Here is a 26,774-nt window from a genome sequence, read left to right as displayed (position 1 = left end):
AATCGATGACCTTTTTACGGGAGTTCTGATGTCGTTACCTGGCTTAATTGCAAAAAAATGTGACAGAACGCTGATTTTTCTCTGAAGCTGGCGCGCAAATTTGCGCCATGGCGGTGCTTTTTATTCGGTCTGGACCGCACGATCGTTTACCATAGTGACGTCATTTTTTAACAGGATGGTATTACTGGTGTCTGACTCTGCCGCTCGCCCGACTTTTTTGTTCCACGACTACGAAACCTTTGGCACGCACCCGGCGCTGGACCGACCGGCGCAGTTTGCCGCCATCCGTACCGACGACGAATTCAACATCATTGGCGAGCCTGAGGTCTTTTACTGCAAGCCTGCGGATGACTACCTGCCGCAGCCCGGGGCGGTCATGGTCACCGGGATCACCCCTCAGGAAGCGCGTGAGAAAGGCGTTAACGAGGCAGAATTCGCCCGACGCATCCACGATCTGTTTACCGTCCCCAATACCTGCGTGGTCGGTTACAACAACATCCGCTTCGATGACGAAGTGACGCGCAACATCTTCTATCGTAACTTTTACGATCCCTATGCCTGGAGCTGGCAGAACCGCAACTCACGCTGGGATTTACTCGACATCATGCGCGCCTGTTATGCCCTGCGTCCTGAAGGCATTAACTGGCCAGAAAATGAGGAAGGGCTGACCAGCTTCCGGCTGGAACACCTGACGCGCGCCAACGGCATCGAGCACAGCAATGCCCACGACGCGATGGCGGACGTCTATGCCACCATTGCCATGGCGAAGCTGGTGAAAAGCGCACAGCCCCGGCTGTTTGAGTATCTGCTGAGCCACCGCAGTAAACAGAAGTTGACCACGCTGATTGATGTGCCGCAGATGAAGCCGCTGGTGCATATTTCCGGCATGTTTGGCGCCTGGCGCGGTAATACCAGCTGGGTCGCCCCGCTGGCCTGGCATCCGGATAACCGTAATGCGGTCATCATGGTGGATTTGGCCGGCGATATTTCGCCGCTGCTTGAGCTTGACAGCGATACCCTACGCGAACGGCTTTATACCCCGAAAAATGAACTCGGGGATCTGCCTGCGGTGCCGGTCAAACTGGTGCATATCAATAAATGTCCGGTCCTGGCGCAGGCCAATACGCTGCGCCCGGAAGATGCTGACAGGCTGGGCATAAACCGGCAGCACTGCCTCGATAATCTGAAAGTGCTGCGTGATAATCCTCAGGTGCGCGAGAAAGTGGTTGCCATCTTTGCCGAGGCGGAGCCTTTCGTTCCGTCAGAAAACGTGGATGCCCAGCTCTATAACGGTTTCTTCAGCGATGCCGATCGCGCGGCGATGAATATCGTTCTGCAAACCGAGCCGCGCAACTTGCCTGCGCTGGATATCACCTTCGCCGATAAACGCATCGAAAGGCTGATGTTTAATTACCGCGCGCGTAACTACCCCGGCACGCTGGACGAGGCAGAGCAGGATCGCTGGCTGCAGCATCGTCGCAATGTCTTTACCCCGGAGTTCCTTAATAGCTATGCCCAGGAGCTGGAAATGCTTTATGGCCAGTATGAAGGGAATGCTGAAAAACAGGCACTTTTGAAATCCCTGTTCCAGTACGCGCAAGAGATAGTCTGAAATTCCCAGATAAAAAAACCGGAGACAATAGTCTCCGGTTTTTTTGCCCGGTGGCGCTGCGCTTACGCGGGCATACGGGTGTGTTTTTTTTGTAGGCCGGGTAAGCGCTAGCGCCACCCGACGAGTCATTATGCAACGTCTTCGTACTGAGGAACCGGGTTACGGAAGCTCTTCGTGACGCAAGCCAGGTAAACCAAACCGATAGCACCCCAGATCAGACCCAGAACCATAGAGCTCTCTTCCAGGTTAATCCACAGCGCGCCCACGGTCAGGGCACCACACACTGGCAGCACCAGATAGTTGAAGTGGTCTTTCAGCGTTTTGTTGCGCTTCTCACGGATCCAGAACTGGGAGATCACGGAGAGGTTAACGAAGGTAAACGCCACCAGCGCACCGAAGTTAATCAGCGCGGTCGCCGTCACCAGGTCGAATTTAATCGCCAGCAGGGCAATAGCGCCAACCAGCAGCACGTTCCACGCCGGAGTACGCCATTTCGGATGAACGTAGCCGAAGAAACGGGTCGGGAATACGCCGTCACGGCCCATCACGTACATCAGACGAGAAACGCCTGCGTGTGCCGCCATGCCGGACGCCAGTACGGTCACGCTGGAGAAGATCAGCACGCCCCACTGGAAGGTTTTACCCGCAACATACAGCATGATTTCAGGCTGTGACGCATCCGGATCTTTAAAGCGAGAGATGTCCGGGAAGTACAGCTGCAGGAAGTAGGAAGCGCCGATAAAGATCAGGCCGCCAATCAGCGCTGTCAGGAAAATCGCTTTCGGGATCACGCGCTCAGCATCTTTGGTCTCTTCGGACAGAGAAGAGATACCGTCAAAGCCCAGGAACGAGAAGCACAGAATCGTCGCACCGGTAATCATCGGCACAACGTGCGCACCTTCAGACCAGAATGGACGCGTGCTGGTCAGCGTACCTGCACCTTCACCGTGAGAAACACCGTAGATGATCAGGCCAACGATAACCGCCACAATGCCCATCTGCAGAATAACAATCAGGGTATTGAAGTTCGCCACGGTCTTGATGCTGCGCAGGTTAGAGATGGTCATAAAGGCCACCAGCGCGACAACGAAGATCCACGATGGAACAGAAGGCACCAGCGCTTCGAAGTAAATTTTTGCCAGCAGAATGTTGATCATCGGCATGAACAGGTAGTCCAGCAGAGATGACCAGCCCACCATAAAGCCAACCGCCGGGCTGATGGATTTTTGGGCATAGGTGTAGGCAGAGCCTGCAGACGGGAAACGGCGAACCAGTTTACCGTAGCTCAGCGCAGTAAAGAGAATAGCGACCAGCGCAAAGGCGTAAGCCGTTGCCACGTGACCGTCTGTGAGGCCCGATACGATACCGAATGTATCGAACAGCGTCATCGGTTGCATATAGGCGAGGCCCATCATAACAACCGGAATCAACGTAAGCGTTTTACGTAATTCCACGCGAGAGGTGTTTGGAGTTGCGTTATGCGACATAGTTATTCTCCTTTACGGTGATAACCGCCACGTAAGCGAAAAATTGCCCCATTTCTTTCTTCCTCAGCGACAACAACTGTCGGATTTTAGTAAATATCTATCCGGTACGAAGCCCGGCCTCTTGGTTTTTAGTTTCGTTTCGTACATGCAAAAAAAAATAACCGACGCCTTTTATATCGTCGATTATTCATTTGGTTGCAGCGGCGGCATTTTGCCCCACATCGGATACAAAAGGCAATACTTTGCAAAGCACGGGACAATTTTCTTTTTGCTAACTGGCTGATTTCTGGACGCCGGGCTGAGAGTAAACGGCGGCGATAGCACTATTTGCTAAAATCTCGTCCCGCCACCAGGCGCTGGCCAGCCCGGCAGTTTGTTCATTCCAGCCTACCCACACCGAGTCATTACTGCTTTGAGCAAGTACCTGTTTTTCAACAAGCGCACCGCTGTCAATAAACCGCTGCGCCAGATAGCGGGGTAAATAGCCGCAGCCCAGGCCGCTTATTTGCAGTTCCAGCTTGGTTTTATAGTCGAAAACGGTAATGGCCTCCTGCTCATCGAGCAGCTGCGAGGAGACCGAACATTCCGGGCGCGAGCTGTCCCCGACCACGATGGCGCGGTAGCCTTTAATCACGCGACGGTTAATGGGCTCGGGTTCCTGAGCCAGGGGATGATGGGGCGCGACGGCAAACACCTGCTCGAGCACGCCCAGCCGGGCAAAACCAAAATCACTCAGCTGGGGAGGCTCATGGAGTGCACCGACAAAAATATCCGCCCTGCCCTGCGTTAAGGCATCCCAGGAGCCCCCCAGCACGCCGTTGATAAAGATAAGCCGGGTGACGCTGTGGTGTTGATAAAAGGCTTCAATCAGCGGCGTCAGGAGAGAAAACGGAAAGGTATCATCCACGCCAATAACCAGCTCGTTTTCCCACCCCTGATGGAGTTTAACGGCCTGTTTTTCGAGTTCACGGACGGTATGAAGGACTTCGCGGCCTTTTTCCAGCAGCATCTGACCGGTACGGGTAAAACGAGCGCGGTGCCCGGAGCGATCGAGGATCTGGATATTAAGATCGCTTTCCAGTTTTTGAACGGTATAGCTCAACGCAGATGGGGTTTTGTAGAGCTTTGCCGACGCAGCGGCAAAGCTCCCCTCTTTTTCCAGTGCATCCAGAATAATAAGAACATCCAGCAGCGGTTTCATGCTCGCCCCCCTTCTGGTGTGCGATCGTCTCCGCTGCGGGACTTATTCCATGGGCATCAACAGCGGATCGGGATACTGATACTCAAACCCCAGCTCATGACAAATGCGATTGCCATCAACAATTTTGCCTTTACTGTCATCCTTTGCCTCACCGAAAACCGGCGCCGCCAGGCCCAGCTGACGTGCCATCAGCGGGTAAAACGTGCTGCGCGCCGGATGAGACGGTGCACATATATTATAGATGTGTCCACCTTTCGGAGCCTGTAGGAGTAGCTCAATTGCGCCAACAACATCGTCAAGATGTACAAGATTGACGACATGCTGGCCGTCTGGCGCGGATTTCCCGGCAAAAAAGCGTCCCGGATGGCGACCAGGGCCCACCAGCCCCGCCAGACGTACGATATCGACCTGCGTGCCGGGAAGATGATGCAGCCAGTCTTCCAGCTCTTTCAGAACCTGACCGCTCGCCGTCACGGGACGGCGCTCGGAACTTTCTTTCACCACGCCCTCAACTTCGCCATAGACCGACGTTGAGCTGGTAAAAATGATGCGCGGAACATGGTGCGCCAGCGCGCTGTCGACAATCTCCTGCATCGCCTGCAGATAAAACGACTCGCCCGGCCCGCTGCGCCGCGCGGGTAACGTGATCACCAGCGCATCGACGTTCATCAGCGTGTCCAGATCGTCAGCATCACACACCAGCTCCGGTTCAAGACGCAGTTCAACGCCATCAATACCGCACATGCGAGCTGCCTCTACCCCATCCGCCGTGGTTTTGCTCCCGGTCACCTGCCAGCCTTTCGTGGCTAATGACATCGCCAGCGGCATTCCCAGCCATCCTAAACCGACAATCGCGACCTTTTTCATGCGAATTCTCCTGACTCTCACTCGTCTTTTATAAGGCTACGCCAGCCTGGCAGAACACACAATTCATAGCATCAATATGAAATGAATTAATGATCAAAAAAAGCCCTTGCAATATGTCGTACAACTGGTTTAGGTTAAAAGACATCAAATGAATAAGCATTCATCGAGAATTTATATGACACGCGTTCAATTTAAACACCACCATCATCACCATCATCCTGACTAGTCTTTCAGGCGATGTGTGCTGGAAGACGTTTGGATCTTCCAGTGGTGCATGAACGCATGAGAAAGCCCCCGGAAGATCTTCTTCCGGGGGCTTTTTTTTGGACCGAATTCAGACAGGTTAAAACAGGTTAACGAGGAATAAAGAATGTTAGATAACTCACGCTTACGCATAGCTATTCAAAAATCAGGCCGTTTGAGCGACGACTCACGCGAACTGCTGGCCCGCTGCGGGATTAAAATTAACCTGCACACCCAGCGCCTGATTGCTCTGGCTGAAAACATGCCCATCGACATTCTGCGCGTGCGTGATGACGATATTCCCGGTCTGGTTATGGACGGCGTCGTTGACCTCGGCATCATCGGTGAAAACGTGCTGGAAGAAGAGCTGCTGACCCGCCGCGCGCAGGGCGAAGATCCGCGTTACTTCACCCTGCGTCGTCTGGACTTCGGCGGCTGCCGCCTGTCGCTGGCAACGCCGGTTGATGAAGCGTGGGACGGCCCGGCCGCGCTGAACGGCAAACGTATCGCCACCTCTTATCCTCACCTGTTAAAGCGTTATCTCGACCAGAAAGGCGTGCAGTTTAAATCCTGCCTGCTGAACGGCTCCGTTGAAGTGGCACCGCGTGCGGGTCTGGCGGACGCCATCTGTGACCTCGTCTCTACCGGCGCGACGCTGGAAGCGAACGGTCTGCGCGAAGTTGAAGTCATCTATCGCTCTAAAGCGTGCCTGATTCAGCGTGACGGCGACATGGCCGATGCCAAGCAGCAGCTGATCGACAAGCTGCTGACCCGTATTCAGGGCGTGATTCAGGCGCGTGAGTCCAAATACATCATGATGCACGCCCCAACCGAGCGTCTGGATGAAGTGATTGCCCTGCTGCCGGGCGCTGAGCGCCCAACCATCCTGCCGCTGGCGGGCGATCAGCAGCGCGTGGCGATGCACATGGTGAGCAGCGAAACCCTGTTCTGGGAAACCATGGAAAAACTGAAGGCGCTGGGTGCAAGCTCCATCCTGGTGCTGCCTATTGAGAAGATGATGGAGTAATCGCCATGAGCTTTAACACAATCATCGACTGGAATACCTGTAGCGATGCACAGCAGCGCGAGCTGCTGATGCGCCCGGCGATTTCCGCCTCAGAAAGCATCTCACGCACCGTGGCGGAGATCCTGGACAACGTCAAAGCCCGCGGCGATGACGCGCTGCGTGAATACAGTGCAAAATTTGATAAGACGGAAGTCGGCGCATTACGGGTAACCGAGCAGGAAATCATTGACGCCAGCAACCGTCTGGGTGACGACATCAAACAGGCGATGGCCGTCGCGGTGAAAAACATTGATACCTTCCACACCGCGCAAAAGCTGCAGAGCGTCGATGTCGAAACCCTGCCCGGCGTGCGTTGCCAGCAGGTCACGCGCCCGGTTGCCTCCGTCGGCCTCTATATTCCTGGCGGCTCTGCCCCGCTTTTCTCCACCGTGCTGATGCTGGCGACTCCCGCACGCATTGCCGGGTGTCAGAAAGTGGTGCTTTGCTCACCGCCACCAATTGCCGACGAGATCCTTTATGCGGCGAAGCTGTGCGGCGTGCAGGCGGTATATAAAGTGGGCGGCGCGCAGGCGATTTCAGCCCTGGCGTTCGGGACGGAATCCATTCCGAAGGTCGACAAAATCTTTGGCCCAGGCAATGCGTACGTGACCGAAGCCAAGCGTCAGGTCAGCCAGCGTCTGGACGGCGCGGCCATCGATATGCCTGCCGGCCCGTCTGAAGTACTGGTGATTGCCGACAGCGGCGCAACGCCAGACTTCGTTGCCTCCGACCTGCTTTCTCAGGCGGAACACGGCCCGGACTCGCAGGTCATCCTGCTGACGCCGGATGCCGATATGGCGAAACGCGTAGGCGAAGCCGTTGAGCGTCAGCTTGCCGACCTGCCCCGCGCCGACACGGCGCGCCAGGCGCTCGCGGCCAGCCGCCTGATTGTGGCGCGCGATCTGGACCAGTGCATTGCCATCTCCAACCAGTACGGTCCGGAGCACCTGATTATTCAGACCCGCAGCGCGCGCGATCTGGTCGATAGCATTACCAGCGCGGGCTCGGTGTTCCTCGGCGACTGGTCCCCGGAGTCCGCGGGGGATTACGCCTCCGGCACCAACCACGTGCTGCCAACGTATGGCTACACCTCAACCTGTTCCAGCCTGGGCCTGGCGGATTTCCAGAAACGCATGACCGTGCAGGAACTCTCCCGCGAAGGGTTTGCGTCACTGGCTTCGACTATTGAAACCCTCGCTGCCGCCGAGCGGCTGACCGCCCACAAAAATGCCGTTACGCTGCGCGTTGCAGCCCTGAAGGAGCAAGCATGAACATTGAAGAATTAGCCCGCGAAAATGTCCGTCGCCTGACGCCTTACCAGTCCGCGCGTCGTCTCGGCGGCAAAGGGGATGTCTGGCTGAACGCCAACGAATTTCCAACGGCGGTGCAGTTTGAGCTGTCCCAGCAAACGCTGAACCGCTATCCGGAGTGTCAGCCAAAGGCCGTTATTGAAAACTACGCGCAGTACGCGGGCGTGAAGCCGGAGCAGGTACTGGTCAGCCGCGGTGCGGATGAGGGTATTGAACTGCTGATCCGCGCCTTCTGCGAGCCGGGCAAAGACGCGGTGATGTACTGCCAGCCTACCTACGGCATGTACAGCGTCAGCGCGGAAACCTTCGGCGTGGCGTGCCGCAACGTGCAGGCGCTGGAGAACTGGCAGTTGGATCTGCAGGGCATTGCAGACAATCTTGATGGCGTAAAAGTCGTCTTTGTCTGTAGCCCGAACAACCCGACCGGACAGATTATCAACCCGCAGGATATCCGCACCCTGCTGGAGATGACGCGCGGTAAAGCCCTGGTGGTGGCCGACGAAGCCTACATCGAGTTCTGCCCGCAGGCAACGCTTGCAGGCTGGCTGGAGGAGTACCCGCACCTGGTGGTACTGCGTACGCTGTCGAAAGCCTTTGCCCTTGCGGGTTTGCGCTGCGGATTCACCCTGGCGAATAAAGAAGTCATAGACCTGCTGCTGAAAGTGATCGCCCCGTACCCGCTCTCGACGCCGGTTGCCGATATTGCAGCACAGGCGTTGACGCCTCAGGGAATCAACGCGATGCGCGAGCGCGTGGCGCAAATCCTGGAGGAACGTCAGTATCTGGTGACCGCCCTGAAGGATATTCCCTGCGTGGAGCAGGTGTTCGACTCGGAAACCAACTACATCCTGGTACGCTTCACCGCCTCCAGCGCCGTATTTAAATCTTTGTGGGATCAGGGCATTATCTTACGAGACCAGAATAAACAACCTTCTCTGAGCGGATGCCTGCGCATTACCGTAGGCACCCGTGCAGAGAGCCAGCGCGTGATTGACGCCCTGAAAGCGGAGAAAGTATGACCCAGAAGATCCTTTTCATCGATCGTGACGGCACCCTTATTTCGGAGCCACCAGCCGATTTTCAGGTCGATCGATTCGACAAGCTGGCTTTTGAACCGGACGTGATCCCGGTGCTGCTTAATCTGCAAAAAGCAGGCTTTAAGCTGGTGATGATCACCAACCAGGACGGTCTGGGTACCGACAGCTTCCCGCAGGCGGATTTTGACGGCCCGCATAATCTGATGATGCAGGTGCTGAGCTCTCAGGGCGTGGTATTTGATGACGTGCTAATTTGCCCGCACATGCCAGCCGACGAGTGTGACTGCCGTAAGCCAAAGGTGAAGCTGGTAGAGCGCTACCTGGCTGAAGATGCGCTGGATAAAACCAACAGCTATGTCATCGGCGATCGTATCACCGATATCACGCTGGCGGAAAACATGGGCATCGCGGGGCTGCGCTACGACCGCAACAACCTTAACTGGGCGAAGATTGGCGAGCAGCTGACAAAGCGCGACCGCTATTCCCACGTTGAGCGCAACACCAAAGAGACGCAGATTGATGTGAAGGTCTGGCTGGACCGTGAAGGCGGCAGCAAGATCCACACCGGCGTCGGTTTCTTCGACCATATGCTGGACCAGATTGCCACCCACGGTGGCTTCCGCATGGAGATCGCGGTAAAAGGCGACCTTTATATCGACGATCACCACACCGTGGAAGATACCGGCCTGGCGCTGGGCGAAGCCCTGAAGCTGGCGCTCGGCGATAAGCGCGGCATTAACCGTTTTGGCTTCGTTCTGCCAATGGACGAGTGTCTGGCGCGCTGCGCGATGGATATCTCCGGTCGTCCGCACCTGGAATATAAAGCCGACTTCACCTATCAGCGCGTGGGCGATCTGAGCACCGAAATGGTGGAGCACTTCTTCCGCTCATTCTCCTACACCATGGGCCTGACGCTGCACCTGAAGACCAAAGGCAAGAACGACCACCACCGCGTGGAGAGTCTCTTCAAAGCCTTTGGCCGTACCCTTCGCCAGGCGATTCGCGTGGAAGGCGACGCCCTGCCCTCGTCGAAAGGAGTGCTGTAATGAACGTGGTGATTCTGGATACCGGATGCGCCAACCTGAACTCCGTGAAATCGGCAATTGCGCGCCACGGCTATGAGCCGGCGGTGAGCCGTGACCCGGACGTGGTGCTGCGTGCCGACAAACTCTTTTTACCGGGCGTGGGAACCGCCCAGGCCGCGATGGATCAGATTCGCGAACGCGAGCTGGTCGATCTGATCAAAGCCTGTACCCAGCCGGTGCTGGGCATTTGCCTGGGTATGCAGATCCTGGGCCGCCGCAGCGAAGAGAGCAACGGCGTTGACCTGCTGGGCATTATTGACGAAGACGTGCCTAAAATGACCGACCACGGCCTGCCTCTGCCGCATATGGGCTGGAACCGCGTTTACGCCAAAGCGGGCGACCGGCTGTTTCGCGGCATCGAAGACGGCGCGTATTTTTACTTCGTGCACAGCTACGCCATGCCGGTGAACGTGAATACGATCGCCCAGTGCACCTACGGCGAGGCGTTTACCGCGGCCGTACAGAAAGACAATTTCTTCGGCGTGCAGTTTCACCCGGAGCGCTCTGGCGCCGCAGGCGCGCAGCTGCTGAAAAACTTCCTGGAGATGTGATGATTATTCCCGCTTTAGATTTAATTGACGGCACGGTTGTTCGTCTCCACCAGGGCGATTATGGCCAGCAGCGAGACTACGGAAACGACCCGCTGCCGCGTCTGCAGGATTATGCCGCCCAGGGTGCGCAGGTGCTGCATCTTGTGGATTTGACGGGCGCGAAAGATCCGGCAAAGCGACAGATCCCCCTGCTGAAAAATCTGGTCGCCGGTGTTGATGTGCCGGTACAGGTTGGCGGCGGCGTGCGTACGGAAGATGACGTTGCGGCGCTGCTGGACGCGGGCGTAGCGCGCGTGGTGGTCGGTTCAACCGCCGTGAAAGAGCCTGAGATTGTAAAAGGCTGGTTCCGCCGCTTTGGCGCCGACGCTCTGGTGCTGGCTCTGGACGTGCGCATTGACGAACAGGGTAATAAGCAGGTGGCAGTCAGCGGCTGGCAGGAAAACTCCGGCGTGACGCTGGAGGCGCTGGTCGAGATGTATCTCCCCGTTGGCCTGAAGCACGTGTTATGCACGGACATCTCTCGCGACGGTACGCTGGCGGGCTCCAACGTCTCGCTGTATGAAGAGGTCTGTGCGCGTTATCCGCAGGTAGCCTTCCAGTCTTCTGGCGGAATTGGTGATTTAAACGATATTGCCGCGCTGCGCGGAACGGGCGTACAGGGCGTGATTGTGGGCCGAGCCCTGCTGGAAGGTAAATTTACTGTGACGGAGGCGATTCAATGCTGGCAAAACGGATAATCCCTTGCCTGGACGTACGCGATGGTCAGGTCGTGAAAGGCGTGCAGTTCCGCAACCACGAGATCATTGGCGACATCGTCCCGCTGGCAAAACGCTATGCCGATGAAGGGGCAGACGAGCTGGTCTTTTATGATATCACCGCTTCCAGCGATGGCCGCGTGGTCGACAAAAGCTGGGTGGCGCGCGTGGCGGAAGTGATCGATATTCCGTTCTGCGTGGCGGGCGGGATTAAATCCGCAGACGACGCAGCCCAAATTCTCTCGTTTGGTGCCGACAAGATTTCCATCAATTCCCCTGCCCTGGCCGACCCGGAGCTGATCACCCGCCTGGCCGATCGTTTTGGCGTACAGTGTATTGTGGTTGGGATCGACACCTGGTATGACGCCGCAACGGGCAAGTACCACGTCAACCAGTACACGGGAGATGAAAGCCGCACGCGCGTGACGCAGTGGGAAACGCTCGACTGGGTGCAGGAAGTGCAGAAGCGTGGCGCGGGCGAGATTGTCCTCAACATGATGAACCAGGACGGCGTGCGTAACGGTTACGATCTGGAGCAGCTGAAAAAAGTCCGTGCAGTCTGCCACGTTCCGCTGATCGCCTCCGGCGGCGCGGGCACCATGGAGCACTTCCTCGAAGCCTTCCGCGATGCCAACGTGGACGGTGCGCTGGCCGCGTCCGTGTTCCACAAACAGATTATTAATATTGGTGAGTTAAAAACGTACCTGGCCGACCAGGGCGTGGAGATCAGGGTATGTTAACAGAGCAACAACAGGCGCAGCTGGACTGGAAAAAAACGGACGGATTACTGCCGGTAGTTGTCCAGCATGCCGTCTCAGGCGAAGTGCTGATGCTGGGGTATATGAACCAGGACGCGCTGGAAAAAACGATCGACAGCGGCAAAGTGACGTTTTTCTCGCGCACGAAACAGCGTCTGTGGACCAAAGGGGAAACCTCAGGCCATTTCCTCAATGTGGTCAGCATGGCGCCCGACTGCGATAACGACACCCTGCTGGTGCTGGTCAATCCGATCGGGCCGACCTGCCACAAGGGCACCAGCAGCTGCTTCGGTGAGACGAGCCACCAGTGGTTGTTCCTGTATCAACTGGAACAGCTGCTGGCAGAGCGTAAAACGGCGGATCCGGAGAGTTCTTATACCGCGAAGCTGTACGCCAGCGGAACCAAGCGTATCGCACAGAAGGTAGGAGAAGAAGGCGTTGAGACCGCGCTGGCCGCGACGGTGCATGACCGCGAGGAACTGACGAATGAAGCGTCTGATTTGATGTATCACCTGCTGGTGCTGCTGCAGGATCAGGAGCTGGATTTGACGGCGGTGATAGAGAATCTTCGTAAGCGTCACAAATAAAAAAAACCGGGGTATATCCCCGGTTTTTTTTAATCTGCAAATCAGGCTTTTGGTTTGTAGTTGCGTAAGGCGTTACGGCCAAGCACGAAACCTGAACCGAAAATACCACCCAGCAGCACGGCAAGAATCAGAACAACCGCTTTTTTCGGACTGTCACGATGTACTGGGAGTTCCGGCTTCATGACATACCGGTAAACGTGGATCGTGTCAGGGTTTACATTCAGATTCTGGATGTCCAACAGATTTCGCCTGGTCTGGTAATAGGCCGTTGGGAAGACCAGCGGACGAGAAGCCTCATTGTCAATCATCGATTTCAGCCCCTCGCTACCCAGCAGGAACAATGTTTCCTGAGTCACCTCCTGGGTTTGCTGGACCTGCGGCGAGGTTATTTTCGCTGCTTCAGCGTTCTTGAGTGCCTCAGCAATCTGTTTGATACGCAGATCTTTTTGCTCCTGAGCAACCTTCTCCTGGTTTTGCAGGGAGTCATTCAGGGTTTTTATCTGTTCCTTGATGTTGTCCTTAAGGTCAACGGCAAGTTCTTTCGCCGTTTGCTCATCGACCTGCTGGATATACTGCGCCAATTGCTTTTGTGCGGCTTCTGCGGATGTACTGGTATAGGAGACGCTTAATGGTAACGGCTGTCCTTTAACCGTGGGCTCAATGGTAAGTTTTTCAGGCACTGACTGATTTTCCAGCGCCTGCGACAACGCGGAGAATGAGGAGTTAAAACGACCAATAGCACGTGTTTGATTATCAAGCATTGAAGGTGCTGCGGTACCGTAGAGGATATTCAATGCATTAGAATAGCTGGCTATCTGAGCAGCATCAGGTTGTGCAATAATTGCACTTGACGTCCATTTTTCCTTTACAATAGATAAAAAACCAATAGCAAGGGCAATAAAAACAACAACAAAGACTGCTATCGTCCACTTTCCACGCCACAGTTGCAGTACTAAATCAAATAAATCAATTTGCTCAGGGTCATTGCTTCGGCTGACCTGGCTATTGTTGTTTTGTGTCATACAATCCCTAACAGATGAAAAAGGGCAAACATAATTTTGTTTGCATAGTTTATCTATTACTGGCGATTTTTCTATAAGAATCCGATGAGTAATATCGGAAAGATGGGTTATGTAACTTACATCCTTCGCGCTATCATAGACGCCATGTGATGCGCTATGGCATCTGTAAGAATAGGTTTTATGAGGGAAGCTATGAAATTTTTAGTCACGGGTGCCGCAGGTTTTATCGGTGCGAATGTCAGTAAACGCCTCCTTGAGGCCGGTCATCAGGTTGTTGGTATCGATAACCTCAATGAATACTACGATGTCAACCTGAAGCTGGCACGCCTGGAACTGTTAAAATCTGAGCGTTTCACCTTCCACAAGCTGGAATTAGCCGACCGCGAAGGTATGGCCGCACTTTTCGCTGGTGAGAAGTTTGATCGGGTGATTCATCTGGCCGCCCAGGCGGGTGTACGCTACTCTCTGGAAAACCCTCACGCGTACGCGGATGCCAACCTTATCGGCCATCTCAACGTGCTGGAAGGCTGCCGCCATAATAACGTTCAGCATCTGCTTTATGCCTCATCCAGCTCCGTATATGGCCTCAACCGCAAGATGCCCTTCTCCACCGATGATTCCGTGGATCACCCGGTCTCACTCTATGCTGCGACCAAAAAAGCCAATGAGCTGATGTCGCACACCTATTCGCATCTGTACAACTTGCCGACCACCGGCCTGCGCTTCTTCACCGTGTACGGTCCGTGGGGACGCCCGGACATGGCCCTGTTTAAGTTTACTAAGGCGATGATTGAGGGCAAAAGCATTGATGTCTATAACTACGGTAAGATGAAGCGCGACTTTACGTACATTGATGATATCGCTGAAGCCATTATTCGCCTTCAGGATGTTATTCCTCGGTCAGACCCAAACTGGACCGTTGAGGCCGGCTCACCTGCGACCAGCTCAGCGCCTTATCGGGTTTATAACATCGGCAACAGTTCACCAGTAGAGCTGATGGGCTACATCACCGCTCTGGAAGAGGCCCTGGGTAAAAAAGCGGAAAAAAATATGATGCCACTCCAGGCCGGGGATGTTCTGGAAACCAGCGCCGATACCCAGCCACTTTATGACGCGATCGGATTTAAACCGCAAACCTCGGTTAAAGATGGGGTGAAGAACTTTGTAGACTGGTACAAACGTTTCTATAAAATTTGAATACATTCAATATGTCTACGCAAAAAGGAACTGCTATGTCTATTCCAGTAATTCACCAGACAGATCTTATCGTAGGTCGCTCTGTTAAACTTCGAAATGTAAAAATCGATGACGCAGCTTTCATTGTTGCGCTGAGAACGAATGAGAAAAAGGGTCGATTTATAAGCACGACCTCTGATGATACTAAGGCACAAGAAAAATGGATCGAAGGTTATCTGAAAAGTGAGGGTCAAGCCTACTTTATCATTACCGATCTCGAAGATATACCTTTTGGTACGGTAAGAATTTATGATCAGCAACAAGATTCTTTCTGCTGGGGATCATGGGTCATTCATGAGGATGCACCTTCACATTTCGCAATTGAGTCGGCGCTTTTAGTCTACTACTACGCGTTGAAATTAGGTTTTACCCGCGCCCACTTCGATGTCCGTAAAGGTAATCTTTCTGTCATTAGGTTCCACGAGCGTTTCGGTGCTGTTCGTCAAAAAGAAACAGAAGATGATATTCTTTTCACTATTTCGAAAGACAGTATTCAGGACTCAATGAATAAATTTAAGAAATACCTTCCTCAGCATATTTTAATTAAATAAAAGACATTTTCCTCAATTAACATCAAATATAAAAAAGGACAGACCATTACGGTCTGTCCTTTTAAAGAACATTTTTTATTAATCACTACCAAACAGATCGCGGGTATACACTTTATCCGCCACGTCAGCCAACTCTTCCGCCATGCGGTTTGAAATGATGACATCGGCTTCTTTCTTAAATGCGTCCAGATCGCGGATCACCCGTGAATTGAAGAACTGATCCTCCGGCATGGCTGGCTCATAGATAACAACCTCAACCCCTTTCGCCTTAATGCGCTTCATGATCCCCTGAATAGAAGAAGCGCGGAAGTTATCGGAGCCACTCTTCATGATCAGACGGTATACACCGACGACTTTCGGTTGACGCGCAAGGATGGAATCGGAGATAAAATCTTTACGTGTACGGTTAGCATCAACAATCGCCGATATCAGGTTGTTTGGCACAGCCTGGTAGTTTGCCAGCAGTTGCTTGGTGTCTTTTGGCAGACAGTAGCCACCGTAGCCAAATGAAGGGTTGTTGTAGTGATTACCAATGCGCGGATCGAGACACACCCCTTCAATAATCTGACGGGTGTTCAGTCCAAGACTCTCTGCGTAACTGTCGAGCTCATTGAAATAAGCCACTCGCATTGCCAGATAGGTATTCGCGAAGAGCTTAATCGCCTCAGCTTCAGTGGAGTCGGTAAACAACACCTGAATATCTTTCTTAAGCGCCCCTTCCTGAAGCAGCGCGGCAAAGCGCTCAGCACGCTCAGAGCGTTCGCCAATAACAATACGCGAAGGATGCAGGTTATCGTAAAGTGCTCTCCCCTCGCGCAGGAACTCCGGCGAGAAGAAGATGTTATCAATCCCAAACTTCTCTTTGATGGATTTAGTGAAACCAACAGGAATCGTTGACTTAATGACCATCACCGCATCAGGGTTGATCGCGATAACGTCTTTGATCACCGCTTCTACAGTTGAGGTGTTGAAGTAGTTGGTTTTAGGATCGTAGTCAGTAGGCGTCGCAATGATGACGTAATCCGCATTGCGGTATGCATCTTCTTTATCTGTCGTGGCGCGGAAATTCAGCGGTTTATTGCTGAGATAGTCCTGAATTTCTTTATCCACAATCGGCGATTGTTTCTGATTGAGCATATCCACTTTGGCCTGCACGATATCCAGCGCAACCACTTCATGATTCTGAGCAATCAAAATGCCGTTAGAAAGACCGACATACCCTGTTCCGGAGATTGTTATTTTCATTCGCTAATGACTTCTGTGAGTTAACTGTACTGATGGCCGCCAGACCATCGCGATAAACATAACTGTTGGGCTTTGTACCTCCTGGCAAACTGAACTGTCAAGGCAAACCAGGAGTAATCACTACGAGCGGGCCGAGATTCAGACTACTTCGAATAACAGGCGACATTTTTTGCATAAAAAAACCCGGAGACAGGCTCCGGGTTTTGATTAAAGCGAGTAAGCTAACTTATTCCATCCATTCGGTATGGAACACGCCTTCTTTATCGGTACGTTTGTAAGTATGCGCACCAAAGTAGTCACGCTGTGCCTGAATCAGGTTAGCAGGCAGAACAGCCGCACGGTAGCTGTCGTAGTAGGCGACTGCTGCAGAGAAGGTCGGAACCGGGATACCGTTCTGAACAGCGTAGGCAACCACGTCACGCAGCGCCTGCTGATATTCATCCGCAATTTTCTTGAAGTACGGTGCCAGAAGCAGGTTGGCGATACCGGCGTTTTCAGCATAGGCATCGGTGATTTTCTGCAGGAACTGCGCACGAATGATGCAACCCGCGCGGAAGATCTTCGCGATTTCACCGTAGTTCAGGTCCCAGTTGTTCTCGTCTGACGCCGCACGCAGCTGAGAGAAGCCCTGCGCGTAAGAAACGATTTTACCCAGGTACAGTGCACGACGCACTTTTTCAACGAATTCGGCTTTATCACCAGCAGGTTTGGCCTGTGGGCCAGACAGCACTTTAGATGCCGCGACGCGCTGCTCTTTCAGAGAAGAGATGTAACGCGCAAATACGGATTCGGTGATCAGAGACAGCGGTTCGCCCAGATCCAGAGAGCTCTGGCTGGTCCATTTACCGGTACCTTTGTTCGCTGCTTCATCCAGAATCACATCAACCAGGTATTTACCCTCTTCATCTTTTTTCGTGAAGATATCTTTGGTGATGTCAATCAGGTAGCTGTTAAGCTCGCCTTTGTTCCACTCGGTAAAGGTTTCAGCCAGCTCTTCGTTAGAGAGGTTCAGACCGCCTTTCAGCAGGGAATAAGCTTCAGCGATCAACTGCATGTCGCCGTATTCGATACCGTTGTGCACCATTTTCACATAGTGACCTGCACCGTCTGCACCGATATAGGTTACGCAAGGCTCACCATCTTCAGCCACGGCTGCGATTTTGGTCAGGATAGGTGCAACCAGTTCGTATGCATCTTTCTGGCCGCCAGGCATGATGGATGGGCCTTTCAGCGCGCCCTCTTCACCACCGGAAACACCGGTACCGATGAAGTTGAAGCCTTCTGCGGACAGCTCACGGTTACGACGAATGGTATCCTGGAAGAAGGTGTTACCGCCATCAATGATGATGTCACCTTTTTCGAGGTAAGGCTTCAGGGAGTCGATAGCTGCATCGGTACCTGCGCCCGCTTTCACCATTAACAGGATACGACGAGGCGTTTCCAGAGACTCAACGAACTCTTTCACCGTATAGAAAGGAACCAGTTTCTTGCCTGGATTCTCGGCAATCACTTCTTCGGTCTTATCACGGGAGCGGTTGAAAACGGAGACGGTATAACCACGGCTTTCGATGTTGAGCGCCAGGTTGCGCCCCATCACTGCCATACCGACAACGCCGATCTGTTGCTTGGACATTACATACTCCTGTCAGGTGTGAATAGTTGTAATTTCTAAATATGAGATATGGTGATTATACAGTTAAGATGTGAGTTTGGGAACAAAGTATAGCGATGACACTAAACCCTTATTTTTTGTATCTGAATTTTAACCATCGATTTCGCAGTGCTTTATTAACAGGAACCTCGAATAATTTAAATATAATAACAGATCCTAAAACAGACAAAATAAATGCAGTTAAAGCCGTCAACATTATAGCTAAGATATCATCAGCATGATTGTCATTTGTTATTTTAAAAATAACCCTTATGACAATTAAATGAATCATATAAAAAGAGAATGATGCCTCTCCTAAAAGAACAAAACAACGATGCGATAATAATTTAGAAATGACCCCGCCGTCATAAGAAAAAACAAACACCATAAATGCCATTGCGGGTATAAATAGCAAATCATAGCGTAAATTCATATCAGAAATAAAATTAGTAGAAAGATACAACGTCAACCCTAACAAAATAACTGATAATATCTCCATGAAACTAAACATACTTTCAGACAATACAGGCATTTTTGAAACATGCATGCGACATAAAAGCATACCAATAATGAATCCATTAATTCTAAAGAAAGGGTTTATGTAGAACAGCCAGTGATCAGATACTAGGTCTTGTGGGTGAATCAAGAAATAAAATTGAAGCACTAGTATCATTGCTAACAAAATTAGTAAAAAACGAGTTTTTAACACTACTAAAAATACAAAGCTACAATAAAAGAAAAGTTCGCAAGAAAGACTCCAACTCACTGGATTAAATGAAAAATAAACATCTTCCAATGGAATAAATGCATGCAGCAAAAAAAAGTTAAAAATAAGAGCAATGATGTGCAAAAAGTCAAAATTAGAGAAATGGCTAAAAACAAAAAAAGAAAACAACAATGTTAACCAATGGACAGGAAATATCCTAACGACTCTAAAGAAAATAAAATCCTTAGAATCAAAATACCCATCCGCTTTATGTTTCCTGAAGCTATACGATATTATAAAACCGGACAATATATAAAAAAAAGTAACTCCAGCATAGCCAGAAAAAAAATATCTTGCGAAAGATTTTATTATTGGATTGTCAACTGAATTAAGAACGCCTAGATGATGCAGAAATACGCCAACTGCTGCAAAAAAACGTAGTGATGTTAAACTAAAGATATGTTTATTTAACATTAAAAAATAACCTATGAATTTTCATTGCTTCCGCATGACTGAATATATTTTTCTAAATAGGGTTATTGGCAACAATCTTGGAAGAGAGCGCAACAACAAGATGCACGAAGCGGATAAAAAATTTTGAAAACCAAGTTTATGTTTAAGTCTCGCCAGTATTAACTCGCTGTGGATATAAGACAAACCACGACGACGGTTTAACATAGCATTTCCAGTTCTTGCGTAGACTAATATATCAGCTATATTACCTACAGTTTTCCCTTTTGATAAAACTCTTAGCCATAAATTATAGTCCTCCATAAAATGGTGATGCATATAACCACCAACGCTCATAATTTCATCTTTTTTGAACATAACCGTCATATGATTAAAGGGGTTTTTTAAAACTGCATATTTCAAAATATCCACATGCGTTTCAGGTACTTTTCGAACGCCGGTAGAAATATTAATGTCGTTTTCAAATTCGCTGATTGCCCCTCCTAAAATACAAAGTTCAGGGGATTCACTAAACTTTCTTATCTGAAGCTCAAAGCGATTTGGCACACAAATATCATCGGTATCCATTCTCGCAATTAGAGCATGATTACAACTCTTCATTCCAATATTAAGCGCATTGCCTAAACCAACATTATTTGGTAGTGGAACAATATGTAGTGGTAAAAACTCCGCCCACTTATTTATGACGGAGTGTAATTGTTCGTTTATCGGCCCATCCAGCACTACAATAATTTCGTTAGCTTGATAGGTTTGATTAAAAAGACTTTCAAAGCATTGCTCCAAATTACCAGGGGTCTCTTTAGTATATAAGGACATTAGAACACTAAAATCGATCATTTCTTTATTAAATCCCTATAGCAAGCACGGTATTTTGATGCAACGACTGACATGTCATAATTTTGACTAACCATATTATATAAAGACGAAATCAATTCTTCATTGCAAGTATCCATGGAGTTAACTACTTTAACGAAATCTGAAACAGTACCATCAAAGAAACAGATATTGTCATTTTCCAGGAGTTCTCTATAAACTGGCAAATCACGACATATAATTGGAAGCTTAGCAATTATGGCTTCAAATAAACTTAGCCCAAAGGATTCACTTGAACTTGGCATTGCATAAATATCAAATGTCTTAAGATAAGGGAGTGGGTTTGCTCTAAACCCAGTAAATATGCAACGATCATAAACCTTCAAACTAATGGCTAGATCTATTAACTCTTTTTCCCTGGCACCACCGCCGACAAAAATAGCGGCATGATTCGGTAAAAAAGGTAGGGCATGGACGATGGTATCCAGATGCTTCCCTGATGTAATAATAGAAGTTGAACCAATAATTTTCAGATTTCGTTTTACTAAAGAGGCGGCGGCTTCAATATATTCATCTTCAAGAACTGAGCTTTCCTCAATTTTACTTTCAACTGCTAACACATCGATTCCACTGCTAACAATATAAACATCTCCATTTGAAAAAGAACTGTAATAATTTTTCGCTATCGATGTGAATACAAATTTATTAGGGATAAATGAGAGAACAAGCTTCCATAAAAAGACAGATATTCTTGCTTTCATTGGTTTATATCTTGAAAATATATCCTCTTTAAGAAAGTTATGCATTGTTGTTACAAATGCTGCTCTAACTCCAGAGCAGCGCAGCAATACAAGTAATAAATCAGGGAAAAAACCATGGCTGTGAACAATATCGAACCCACGAAATTTATTAATGGTACCTAAAGAAAAATCCACCCTATTTTTCTTTATCCCAACAAAATTGAGTTTGTTCTTTGTGTTTTCACGCAAATAAAATATTTCTACATAACAACCCTGTGCTGTAAGCAGCTTGCACAAAGCTTCCACTTGAATCCCAGGACCACTTTTTGCAAGGCTAGGTAATATCATTGCTATTTTCATAGGTATCATTACTTATCCGATATGAGCTCGCTTGTCACCAGAGCATTTTTGAAATAGGTTTCATATACTAATGAATCATAGTTGACATCATTTAATACAAACGGGATGAAATTAAATGTTAAGTTATCAAAGGAAATAGGAGCTATATCGTTTTTAAAATATGAAGCCATACTAAATAAGCTATAAAACAAAACCAACACAAACTTCAACACAACTTTTCTACCTATCTGAAAATATTTAAAGTAGTTATTAATCGCGACATCATAAAATAAAAATATAATAAAAAAAGTCGACATTCGTGACATGAAAGGTATAAAAATACCGACCAAGAAGACCAAGCCTCCAAAGAAAAGCTGTCTTTTTAAGAATACAACTGAATAATCTCCAGTATATTTTAGCTCTCCAATGTTTTTAAATTGATATAATAAGTAAATAATTGAGAAAATAAGAGAAGGTCCAACATGTAATGTTAAATCTGTGATTTCACGATAAACTTTAATCTTGAGAAAAATAACAGGCAGTAACTGCACACCTATATTCACCAGAGAGTCACTGGTCAGCAACAGCAAAAGAAAGGAGGCTATAGAGAGAGAAATAAATATAAAAGCTTTAGAATTCTTTATGCTCGCCAAAAGAAATGCACATCCGACAATAACTGCTGATGCATGAAATGCTATTGCAAGCAAAAGATAGAAATTAGACTTTTTTTTGTTTAAATTTAATCTAGTAGTTAATGCACATAGTGCTAATATTGCGGAAACAAACTGTCTTAACTGCTCTAAAATTAATGTATTACCAAAACAAATAATAAGCAATAGTAAAAAAAATGGTAAATTACAGTCTTTATTATCAAGGACAAACTTAGTAAGTATAGCAAATGACAACAGGAAAAACAGGAGCGTTGTGATGCCAAAGTTATAATGAGACAAGAATGACAAGCATGAATACAATAAATAAAATCCAGGCTCAAACCATGCAGTTCCTTCACGAGTGAAAAAGTTTACATAATAATTTACCCAATCTTCTCCATTAAGGTAAAAAGCGGTGTAAGCCACGCCCAATAAAAAAACCAAAGAATAAGCGACTATTCTTTTTAAAGAAGCCTTAAAGTTTGGCCAAAGTAATGACAAAAACAGAAGCGGCATACATTGCGATAAAATAAACATTATTTACATAACCTATTATATAAAGATATATACCATTGAAAAAGATCAATATATTTCAAGAACCTCAATCTTTTATTGGAATTAGCTATGATCTGAATTAAGTTATGAACATAAGGAGCTTTGTATCTTTTTCTTACTGAAACATTAAACTTTAATAAATCTTTTTTTAATAACTCGCTGATGCCCGAAGACGTTACCTGGTTTTGATGAATACGATACTTTACAGTTATTACTGAACAATATGAAATACATTCATTATTCGAAAATAATTTATACCAAAGAGGTAAATCTTCTAGCAAGTAATAACTTTCATCATACCCATGATACTTGTCAAATGTTTCTCTGGATATCATTACCCCTGGAGCAACATTTGAAAAACCAAGTAAGAAGAGCCAGTCTGAGTATTTAGAATTTTGTTCCGACTTATTCTTTATTAAATTCCATGTAAAGGAATATGGGAAAACTTCAGTTGAAACATTTTCTCCAAATGTTTCAAATCGGGAAAACACAATACCGGTATTACTTTTTCTTGAAGCCATTAGATCTTCAATTGCTGTAGCTTCTAACAGATCATCTGCACCTAAAAACTTAATCCAGCTACCAGATGAAGCCATCGCACCTCTATTACAATTAGCAGGTATCCCAGCTCGTAGTTCACTAGTGATCACTTTAAATTTAACTTGTGAATTATTTTTTTCATTCCATTGTTTACAACAATTGACAGTATTATCTGCCGAGTTATCATCAGAAACTATAATTTCAATGTTAGAATAAGTCTGTTTTAAACAACTATCTAGCGTTTCTTCAATAAAATCAGCAGAATTATATGTCACTATTACGATAGACACCATTTCTTCATGGTTTAACATTTCGAAATCCATATATAGCCTTAAGTACCATAAACTTGAAGAGAGACCAAGTTAGTAATTTTTTATTATGCTTAGTAATTTCTATTATATTTTTAAGCTTAACTTTCTGAATTAAACTGGAAACCGCCAGGTCCCATTCACTTTTATTATTTATTTTTTTTCGCCAGAGGGACCTTTTTATTGTTAAATTAGTAGCAACTCTGATCATATACAAATGAACGGCAGGAATTAACAAGCTTAATGATGGAGTATCGGTGATGATGTCTGCTAATCGTTGAGCTGTAAATGCCATTTTAAACAAATTTCTATTAACTCTTCTGGTTGTTGAAAGTGTGTTTTCTGCATAATAATACTTCCCTTCAGATAGAGTAATTTTTCGGGCATTTAACATAGCCATCCGAGCTATTAACTCATCATCATTGACATTATTAGCTAAACCTCCAGCAATATTTTTGATTGCATTATAGCCAGCCAGAATCGTCTCTTTCCGATATATACCAAACGCATGAATACCCCATAACGAAATTGTATTCTCGAATGCAGTATATCCAGAAATCGGCCAATTTTGAATTGTGTAGTTAAAACGTGTGGGCTCCTTTTGAGTAGAACACACATAATAATCAAATAAAGCCAGATCAATTTCTTTATTGTTCTCAAATTCGGCCAATGCTTTTTTTATAGAAAATTGATCAAGTTTGTCATCGCAATCACAAAAAACAATAAAATTACTTTCGGAGTTATTAATCCCTACAAGGCGCGCCTCTGCAGCACCTCCATTTTTTTTGCTAATAACCCTGATATTTTTATTATTACGTATAAAAGAGTCATTAGAGATGATCTCAAATGTTTTATCAGTAGAACCATCATCAATGAGTACGAACTGTATTTGAGGGTCATATATTTCACACAGCATGTTTAGAAAAGCATTAATATTTCGCTCTTCATTATATACTGGTGTTATGACTGAACATTTATATGGATATTCTTCACTCATGCTATATCACTAACCTTTTGTAGCCTCTTAATATGAGCAATATATATAAGTATAGAAACTATTAAATAACCTAAATAGGTTATACAGTATGCAATGCTTACCCCAGTAAATGAGAAATACTTTGTTAACCCCCACGTTAATAAGGGAAATAAGATTGAAAATGTGATCTCCAGTATAGCATTAATCTTAAAATATCCCTTAGCTAATAACACTGTTGCAAATAACCAACTTGTTATTCTGAAAACATCACCCAAATTCTGAAATAAGAACAATTGTTTTGCTGCAATAAATTCCGAACTGAATAATATCTTCAATATATATTCTTTACCCCAAAATATACTCATAGCAAACATGCAGGCAAAGGGAATAACAATGAGACTGCCTGTTTTTAAAACAGAAATATGTTCTTTAACTGTCTTGGCGGCTGCTGTTTTGGGGAAATAATATACAGTTAGTGCGGTTGTCAGGACTGCCAGGTAAGCTTCAGATAACTTCGATACAGACTGCCAATAGCCAGCATATTCTGCTGAAAAATCTTTGGTTAAAATAGTCCTCACTAGAATGAGAGATACAGGGCCGGTCAGTGCGCCAATTATGCCCATGAAAAAATAATTTCTCATTTCAGATATATGAGACGAGGTTGTTTTACCAACCCAGAAATGATATTTGAACCAATCGCATTTCATGACTACAAATACAAGCCATAGGCCTGCAATTGCATTATTCAATGCCGCAGCAATCAATGCTCCCTTTAACCCAAAAAGATATACCAATAACATCATAGAGATGGCAGAAAAAACAACAGCACATCCATTAGCAACAAAAAACCTATAATGGTCTCCAAGACCATTGAGCACACCCAAGAATATATTATTTATAACATTTAGCGGTACAACAATCAAAGCAAGTATGACTATCCAATAATAAGCTTTCGTTGAAAATAAAAGCATTGATATATTACTTGATAGAATGCACCCCAAGCAAATGATAAACAGGCATGCTACTACAGAGAGCTTTAAGGCAGCTCTCCAGTAGTATTTTGCACTTTCATAATCATTTTTATTTTCTGCGGAATATCTGTTTATCCCCTGAGAAACCTGAGAGGATACAAAACCATTTATGAACGTCACCAGATTTTGTAATTGCCCTAATCCCGCAATCCCCACTGGACCTGTATATATTGCAACAACTTTTGATATCGCGAAACCGCATAATAGTCGCAGAAGTGTCAATATTCCGCTAAAAATAGTTACTTTTGCAAAATTCAAATTTGCCATCCATTTATTTTTTGAATGACAAAGTCGACCTCATCATCGGTCATAACTGGCGAAATTGGCAAAGAGAGTACGGAATTATGCAACATTTCTGAGACAGGTAAGGATAAATGTGAAATTTCTGAGTAAGCCTTTTGATGATGAGGAGGTATCGGATAGTGTACAAGGGTTTGTATTCCCTGATCATTCAAATAGTTAACAAGACTATCCCTATTTACTGTTTTAATAACATATAAATGCCATACGTGTGAAACTTCATTGTCAGGATGAACTGGAAGAGTAATATTTTCGTTAGTAATATTCTCTTGATATTTCTTAGCTATATCTCTTCTGCGTTTATTTTCATTATCTAAATTTGGTAATTTGACGCTTAAAAGCGCTGCCTGTAATTCATCCAGTCGACTATTTACCCCTTTATAGAGATTTTGATATTTTACATGTGAGCCATAATTACGAAGAGCTTTTAGTGTATCTGCTAAGCCATCATCACTCGTTGTGATCGCACCAGCATCACCCAGAGCACCTAAATTTTTCCCCGGGTAGAAACTAAACGCACCTGCATCCCCCCAACTGCCTGCCTTGATTTTAAACTGCTCAGCTCCTTGTGATTGCGCACAATCCTCAAGAACTAATATATTGTTTGCAGCAGCATATTCCTGTATTTCTTTCATCGGTGAAATCTGACCGTAAAGATGAACAGGAAGGATCACTTTTGTTTTTGTCGTAACAGCTGCTTTTATATTTTCTAGAGATAAGTTAAAAGTATTTACATCAGGTTCTACAAGTATTGGAGTTAAATTATTTTCAGATATTGCAAGAATAGAAGCAATATATGTATTAGATGGTACGATAACCTCGTCACCTTCTTGCAATTTACCCATTACTTTCCAGGCGCGTAAAACCAACACCAGGGCTTCTAAGCCGTTCGCTACACCAATACAGTGTTTAACACCACAGTAATTAGCAAATTCAGACTCAAACTTTTGGAGATGATTTCCCATTACATACCATCCCGAATCTAACACAGATTCGAATGCACTCATTAACTCCGCATGATAAACCTGATTTATTTTTTGAAGATCAAGAAATTTAATCATCTAATAACACACCCTATAAT

Annotated in this window: 27 protein-coding genes and 1 other annotated feature; of the genes, 12 read left to right on the top strand and 15 right to left on the bottom strand. The window is 47.3% G+C overall.

What is annotated here, in order from left to right; all coding sequences use genetic code 11:
• Positions 1-175: 175 nt before the first annotated feature.
• Positions 176-1,612, top strand: a complete 1,437-nt coding sequence (sbcB, locus tag NQ230_RS08440) for an exodeoxyribonuclease I (protein WP_371745452.1) — start codon at positions 176-178, stop codon at positions 1,610-1,612.
• Between the two features lie 128 nt (positions 1,613-1,740).
• On the opposite strand, the gene NQ230_RS08435 is transcribed toward sbcB, so the two are convergent.
• The 4 genes from NQ230_RS08435 to NQ230_RS08420 form a co-directional block, all read right to left on the bottom strand.
• The gene (locus NQ230_RS08435) at positions 1,741-3,099 is read right to left on the bottom strand and encodes an APC family permease (protein ID WP_023336236.1); all 1,359 of its coding nucleotides are present in this window, start codon (positions 3,097-3,099) and stop codon (positions 1,741-1,743) included.
• Positions 3,089-3,151 (bottom strand): membrane protein YoeI, encoded by a 63-nt coding sequence (gene yoeI / locus NQ230_RS08430; protein WP_099458931.1) that lies wholly within the window; start codon positions 3,149-3,151, stop codon positions 3,089-3,091. Before yoeI ends, NQ230_RS08435 begins: the two co-directional genes overlap by 11 nt.
• Positions 3,152-3,370: 219 nt before the next feature.
• Positions 3,371-4,300 carry a LysR substrate-binding domain-containing protein gene (locus NQ230_RS08425; RefSeq protein ID WP_213327951.1) on the bottom strand — a complete coding sequence of 310 codons (930 nt, stop codon included), beginning with the start codon at positions 4,298-4,300 and terminating at the stop codon, positions 3,371-3,373.
• Positions 4,301-4,342: 42 nt separating this feature from the next.
• Complete coding sequence (locus NQ230_RS08420) at positions 4,343-5,167, bottom strand: SDR family oxidoreductase (protein WP_257260743.1); 825 nt, start codon at positions 5,165-5,167, stop codon at positions 4,343-4,345.
• A gap of 175 nt (positions 5,168-5,342) precedes the next feature.
• Here NQ230_RS08420 and hisL point away from each other — a divergent pair, with 175 nt between their 5' ends.
• The 9 genes from hisL to hisIE all read left to right on the top strand — a co-directional run bounded on the left by hisL (position 5,343) and on the right by hisIE (position 12,559).
• Positions 5,343-5,393: a his operon leader peptide gene (gene hisL, locus NQ230_RS08415; protein WP_001364200.1), complete on the top strand. Its 51-nt coding sequence runs from the start codon at positions 5,343-5,345 to the stop codon at positions 5,391-5,393.
• Positions 5,369-5,492: a sequence feature (His leader region), on the top strand. Its footprint overlaps the gene before it by 25 nt.
• A 45-nt stretch (positions 5,493-5,537) precedes the next feature.
• Positions 5,538-6,437: an ATP phosphoribosyltransferase gene (gene hisG, locus NQ230_RS08410; protein ID WP_028018500.1), complete on the top strand. Its 900-nt coding sequence runs from the start codon at positions 5,538-5,540 to the stop codon at positions 6,435-6,437.
• 5 nt (positions 6,438-6,442) lie between these two features.
• The gene (hisD, locus tag NQ230_RS08405; protein WP_159514513.1) at positions 6,443-7,747 is read left to right on the top strand and encodes a histidinol dehydrogenase; all 1,305 of its coding nucleotides are present in this window, start codon (positions 6,443-6,445) and stop codon (positions 7,745-7,747) included.
• Positions 7,744-8,805 carry a histidinol-phosphate transaminase gene (hisC, locus tag NQ230_RS08400; RefSeq protein WP_032658765.1) on the top strand — a complete coding sequence of 354 codons (1,062 nt, stop codon included), beginning with the start codon at positions 7,744-7,746 and terminating at the stop codon, positions 8,803-8,805. Before hisD ends, hisC begins: the two co-directional genes overlap by 4 nt.
• The gene (gene hisB, locus NQ230_RS08395) at positions 8,802-9,869 is read left to right on the top strand and encodes a bifunctional histidinol-phosphatase/imidazoleglycerol-phosphate dehydratase HisB (RefSeq protein WP_257260742.1); all 1,068 of its coding nucleotides are present in this window, start codon (positions 8,802-8,804) and stop codon (positions 9,867-9,869) included. Before hisC ends, hisB begins: the two co-directional genes overlap by 4 nt.
• The gene (gene hisH / locus NQ230_RS08390; RefSeq protein WP_023336242.1) at positions 9,869-10,459 is read left to right on the top strand and encodes an imidazole glycerol phosphate synthase subunit HisH; all 591 of its coding nucleotides are present in this window, start codon (positions 9,869-9,871) and stop codon (positions 10,457-10,459) included. Before hisB ends, hisH begins: the two co-directional genes overlap by 1 nt.
• The gene (gene hisA, locus NQ230_RS08385) at positions 10,459-11,196 is read left to right on the top strand and encodes a 1-(5-phosphoribosyl)-5-[(5-phosphoribosylamino)methylideneamino]imidazole-4-carboxamide isomerase (RefSeq protein WP_257260741.1); all 738 of its coding nucleotides are present in this window, start codon (positions 10,459-10,461) and stop codon (positions 11,194-11,196) included. The genes hisH and hisA overlap by 1 nt, the downstream gene beginning before the upstream one ends.
• Entirely contained in the window at positions 11,178-11,954 is a 777-nt protein-coding gene (gene hisF / locus NQ230_RS08380; RefSeq protein ID WP_048029350.1) for an imidazole glycerol phosphate synthase subunit HisF, read from the top strand. The genes hisA and hisF overlap by 19 nt, the downstream gene beginning before the upstream one ends.
• Positions 11,948-12,559, top strand: coding sequence for a bifunctional phosphoribosyl-AMP cyclohydrolase/phosphoribosyl-ATP diphosphatase HisIE (hisIE, locus tag NQ230_RS08375; RefSeq protein WP_257260740.1), 612 nt, complete (start codon positions 11,948-11,950; stop codon positions 12,557-12,559). The genes hisF and hisIE overlap by 7 nt, the downstream gene beginning before the upstream one ends.
• 41 nt (positions 12,560-12,600) lie before the next feature.
• Here the strand turns inward: hisIE and wzzB are convergent, their stop codons facing one another.
• Positions 12,601-13,581, bottom strand: coding sequence for an LPS O-antigen chain length determinant protein WzzB (gene wzzB, locus NQ230_RS08370; protein ID WP_257260739.1), 981 nt, complete (start codon positions 13,579-13,581; stop codon positions 12,601-12,603).
• A gap of 192 nt (positions 13,582-13,773) precedes the next feature.
• On the opposite strand from wzzB, the gene NQ230_RS08365 reads away from it, so the two are divergent.
• Both NQ230_RS08365 and NQ230_RS08360 read left to right on the top strand, forming a co-directional pair.
• Positions 13,774-14,778, top strand: coding sequence for an NAD-dependent epimerase (locus tag NQ230_RS08365; protein ID WP_257260738.1), 1,005 nt, complete (start codon positions 13,774-13,776; stop codon positions 14,776-14,778).
• A 35-nt stretch (positions 14,779-14,813) separates the two neighbouring features.
• On the top strand, positions 14,814-15,368 hold the full coding sequence (locus tag NQ230_RS08360; protein ID WP_061714810.1) for a GNAT family N-acetyltransferase: 555 nt from the start codon (positions 14,814-14,816) through the stop codon (positions 15,366-15,368).
• A 78-nt stretch (positions 15,369-15,446) separates the two neighbouring features.
• On the opposite strand, the gene ugd is transcribed toward NQ230_RS08360, so the two are convergent.
• From ugd to NQ230_RS08310, 10 genes are all read right to left on the bottom strand, one after another.
• Complete coding sequence (gene ugd / locus NQ230_RS08355; RefSeq protein WP_159514518.1) at positions 15,447-16,613, bottom strand: UDP-glucose 6-dehydrogenase; 1,167 nt, start codon at positions 16,611-16,613, stop codon at positions 15,447-15,449.
• 226 nt (positions 16,614-16,839) lie between these two features.
• Positions 16,840-18,246: an NADP-dependent phosphogluconate dehydrogenase gene (gnd, locus tag NQ230_RS08350; protein ID WP_024908082.1), complete on the bottom strand. Its 1,407-nt coding sequence runs from the start codon at positions 18,244-18,246 to the stop codon at positions 16,840-16,842.
• 109 nt (positions 18,247-18,355) lie between these two features.
• Entirely contained in the window at positions 18,356-19,444 is a 1,089-nt protein-coding gene (locus NQ230_RS08345) for an acyltransferase family protein (RefSeq protein ID WP_061714808.1), read from the bottom strand.
• A gap of 21 nt (positions 19,445-19,465) precedes the next feature.
• The gene (locus NQ230_RS08340) at positions 19,466-20,278 is read right to left on the bottom strand and encodes a glycosyltransferase (RefSeq protein ID WP_100121837.1); all 813 of its coding nucleotides are present in this window, start codon (positions 20,276-20,278) and stop codon (positions 19,466-19,468) included.
• Entirely contained in the window at positions 20,275-21,354 is a 1,080-nt protein-coding gene (locus NQ230_RS08335; protein WP_196761049.1) for a glycosyltransferase family 4 protein, read from the bottom strand. Before NQ230_RS08335 ends, NQ230_RS08340 begins: the two co-directional genes overlap by 4 nt.
• Positions 21,355-21,362: 8 nt before the next feature.
• Complete coding sequence (locus tag NQ230_RS08330; RefSeq protein WP_073961499.1) at positions 21,363-22,520, bottom strand: EpsG family protein; 1,158 nt, start codon at positions 22,518-22,520, stop codon at positions 21,363-21,365.
• Positions 22,520-23,389 (bottom strand): glycosyltransferase, encoded by an 870-nt coding sequence (locus NQ230_RS08325; protein WP_073961498.1) that lies wholly within the window; start codon positions 23,387-23,389, stop codon positions 22,520-22,522. The genes NQ230_RS08330 and NQ230_RS08325 overlap by 1 nt, the downstream gene beginning before the upstream one ends.
• Positions 23,376-24,383, bottom strand: coding sequence for a glycosyltransferase family A protein (locus NQ230_RS08320; protein ID WP_159514523.1), 1,008 nt, complete (start codon positions 24,381-24,383; stop codon positions 23,376-23,378). The genes NQ230_RS08325 and NQ230_RS08320 overlap by 14 nt, the downstream gene beginning before the upstream one ends.
• Positions 24,380-25,660 carry an O-antigen translocase gene (locus NQ230_RS08315; RefSeq protein ID WP_073961496.1) on the bottom strand — a complete coding sequence of 427 codons (1,281 nt, stop codon included), beginning with the start codon at positions 25,658-25,660 and terminating at the stop codon, positions 24,380-24,382. The genes NQ230_RS08320 and NQ230_RS08315 overlap by 4 nt, the downstream gene beginning before the upstream one ends.
• Positions 25,648-26,754 carry a DegT/DnrJ/EryC1/StrS family aminotransferase gene (locus tag NQ230_RS08310; protein ID WP_257260732.1) on the bottom strand — a complete coding sequence of 369 codons (1,107 nt, stop codon included), beginning with the start codon at positions 26,752-26,754 and terminating at the stop codon, positions 25,648-25,650. The genes NQ230_RS08315 and NQ230_RS08310 overlap by 13 nt, the downstream gene beginning before the upstream one ends.
• Positions 26,755-26,774: the final 20 nt, after the last annotated feature.

Source organism: Enterobacter asburiae (assembly GCF_024599655.1).
Taxonomy (GTDB): domain Bacteria; phylum Pseudomonadota; class Gammaproteobacteria; order Enterobacterales; family Enterobacteriaceae; genus Enterobacter; species Enterobacter asburiae_D.
This window is presented reverse-complemented; position numbering and strand designations above follow the sequence as displayed.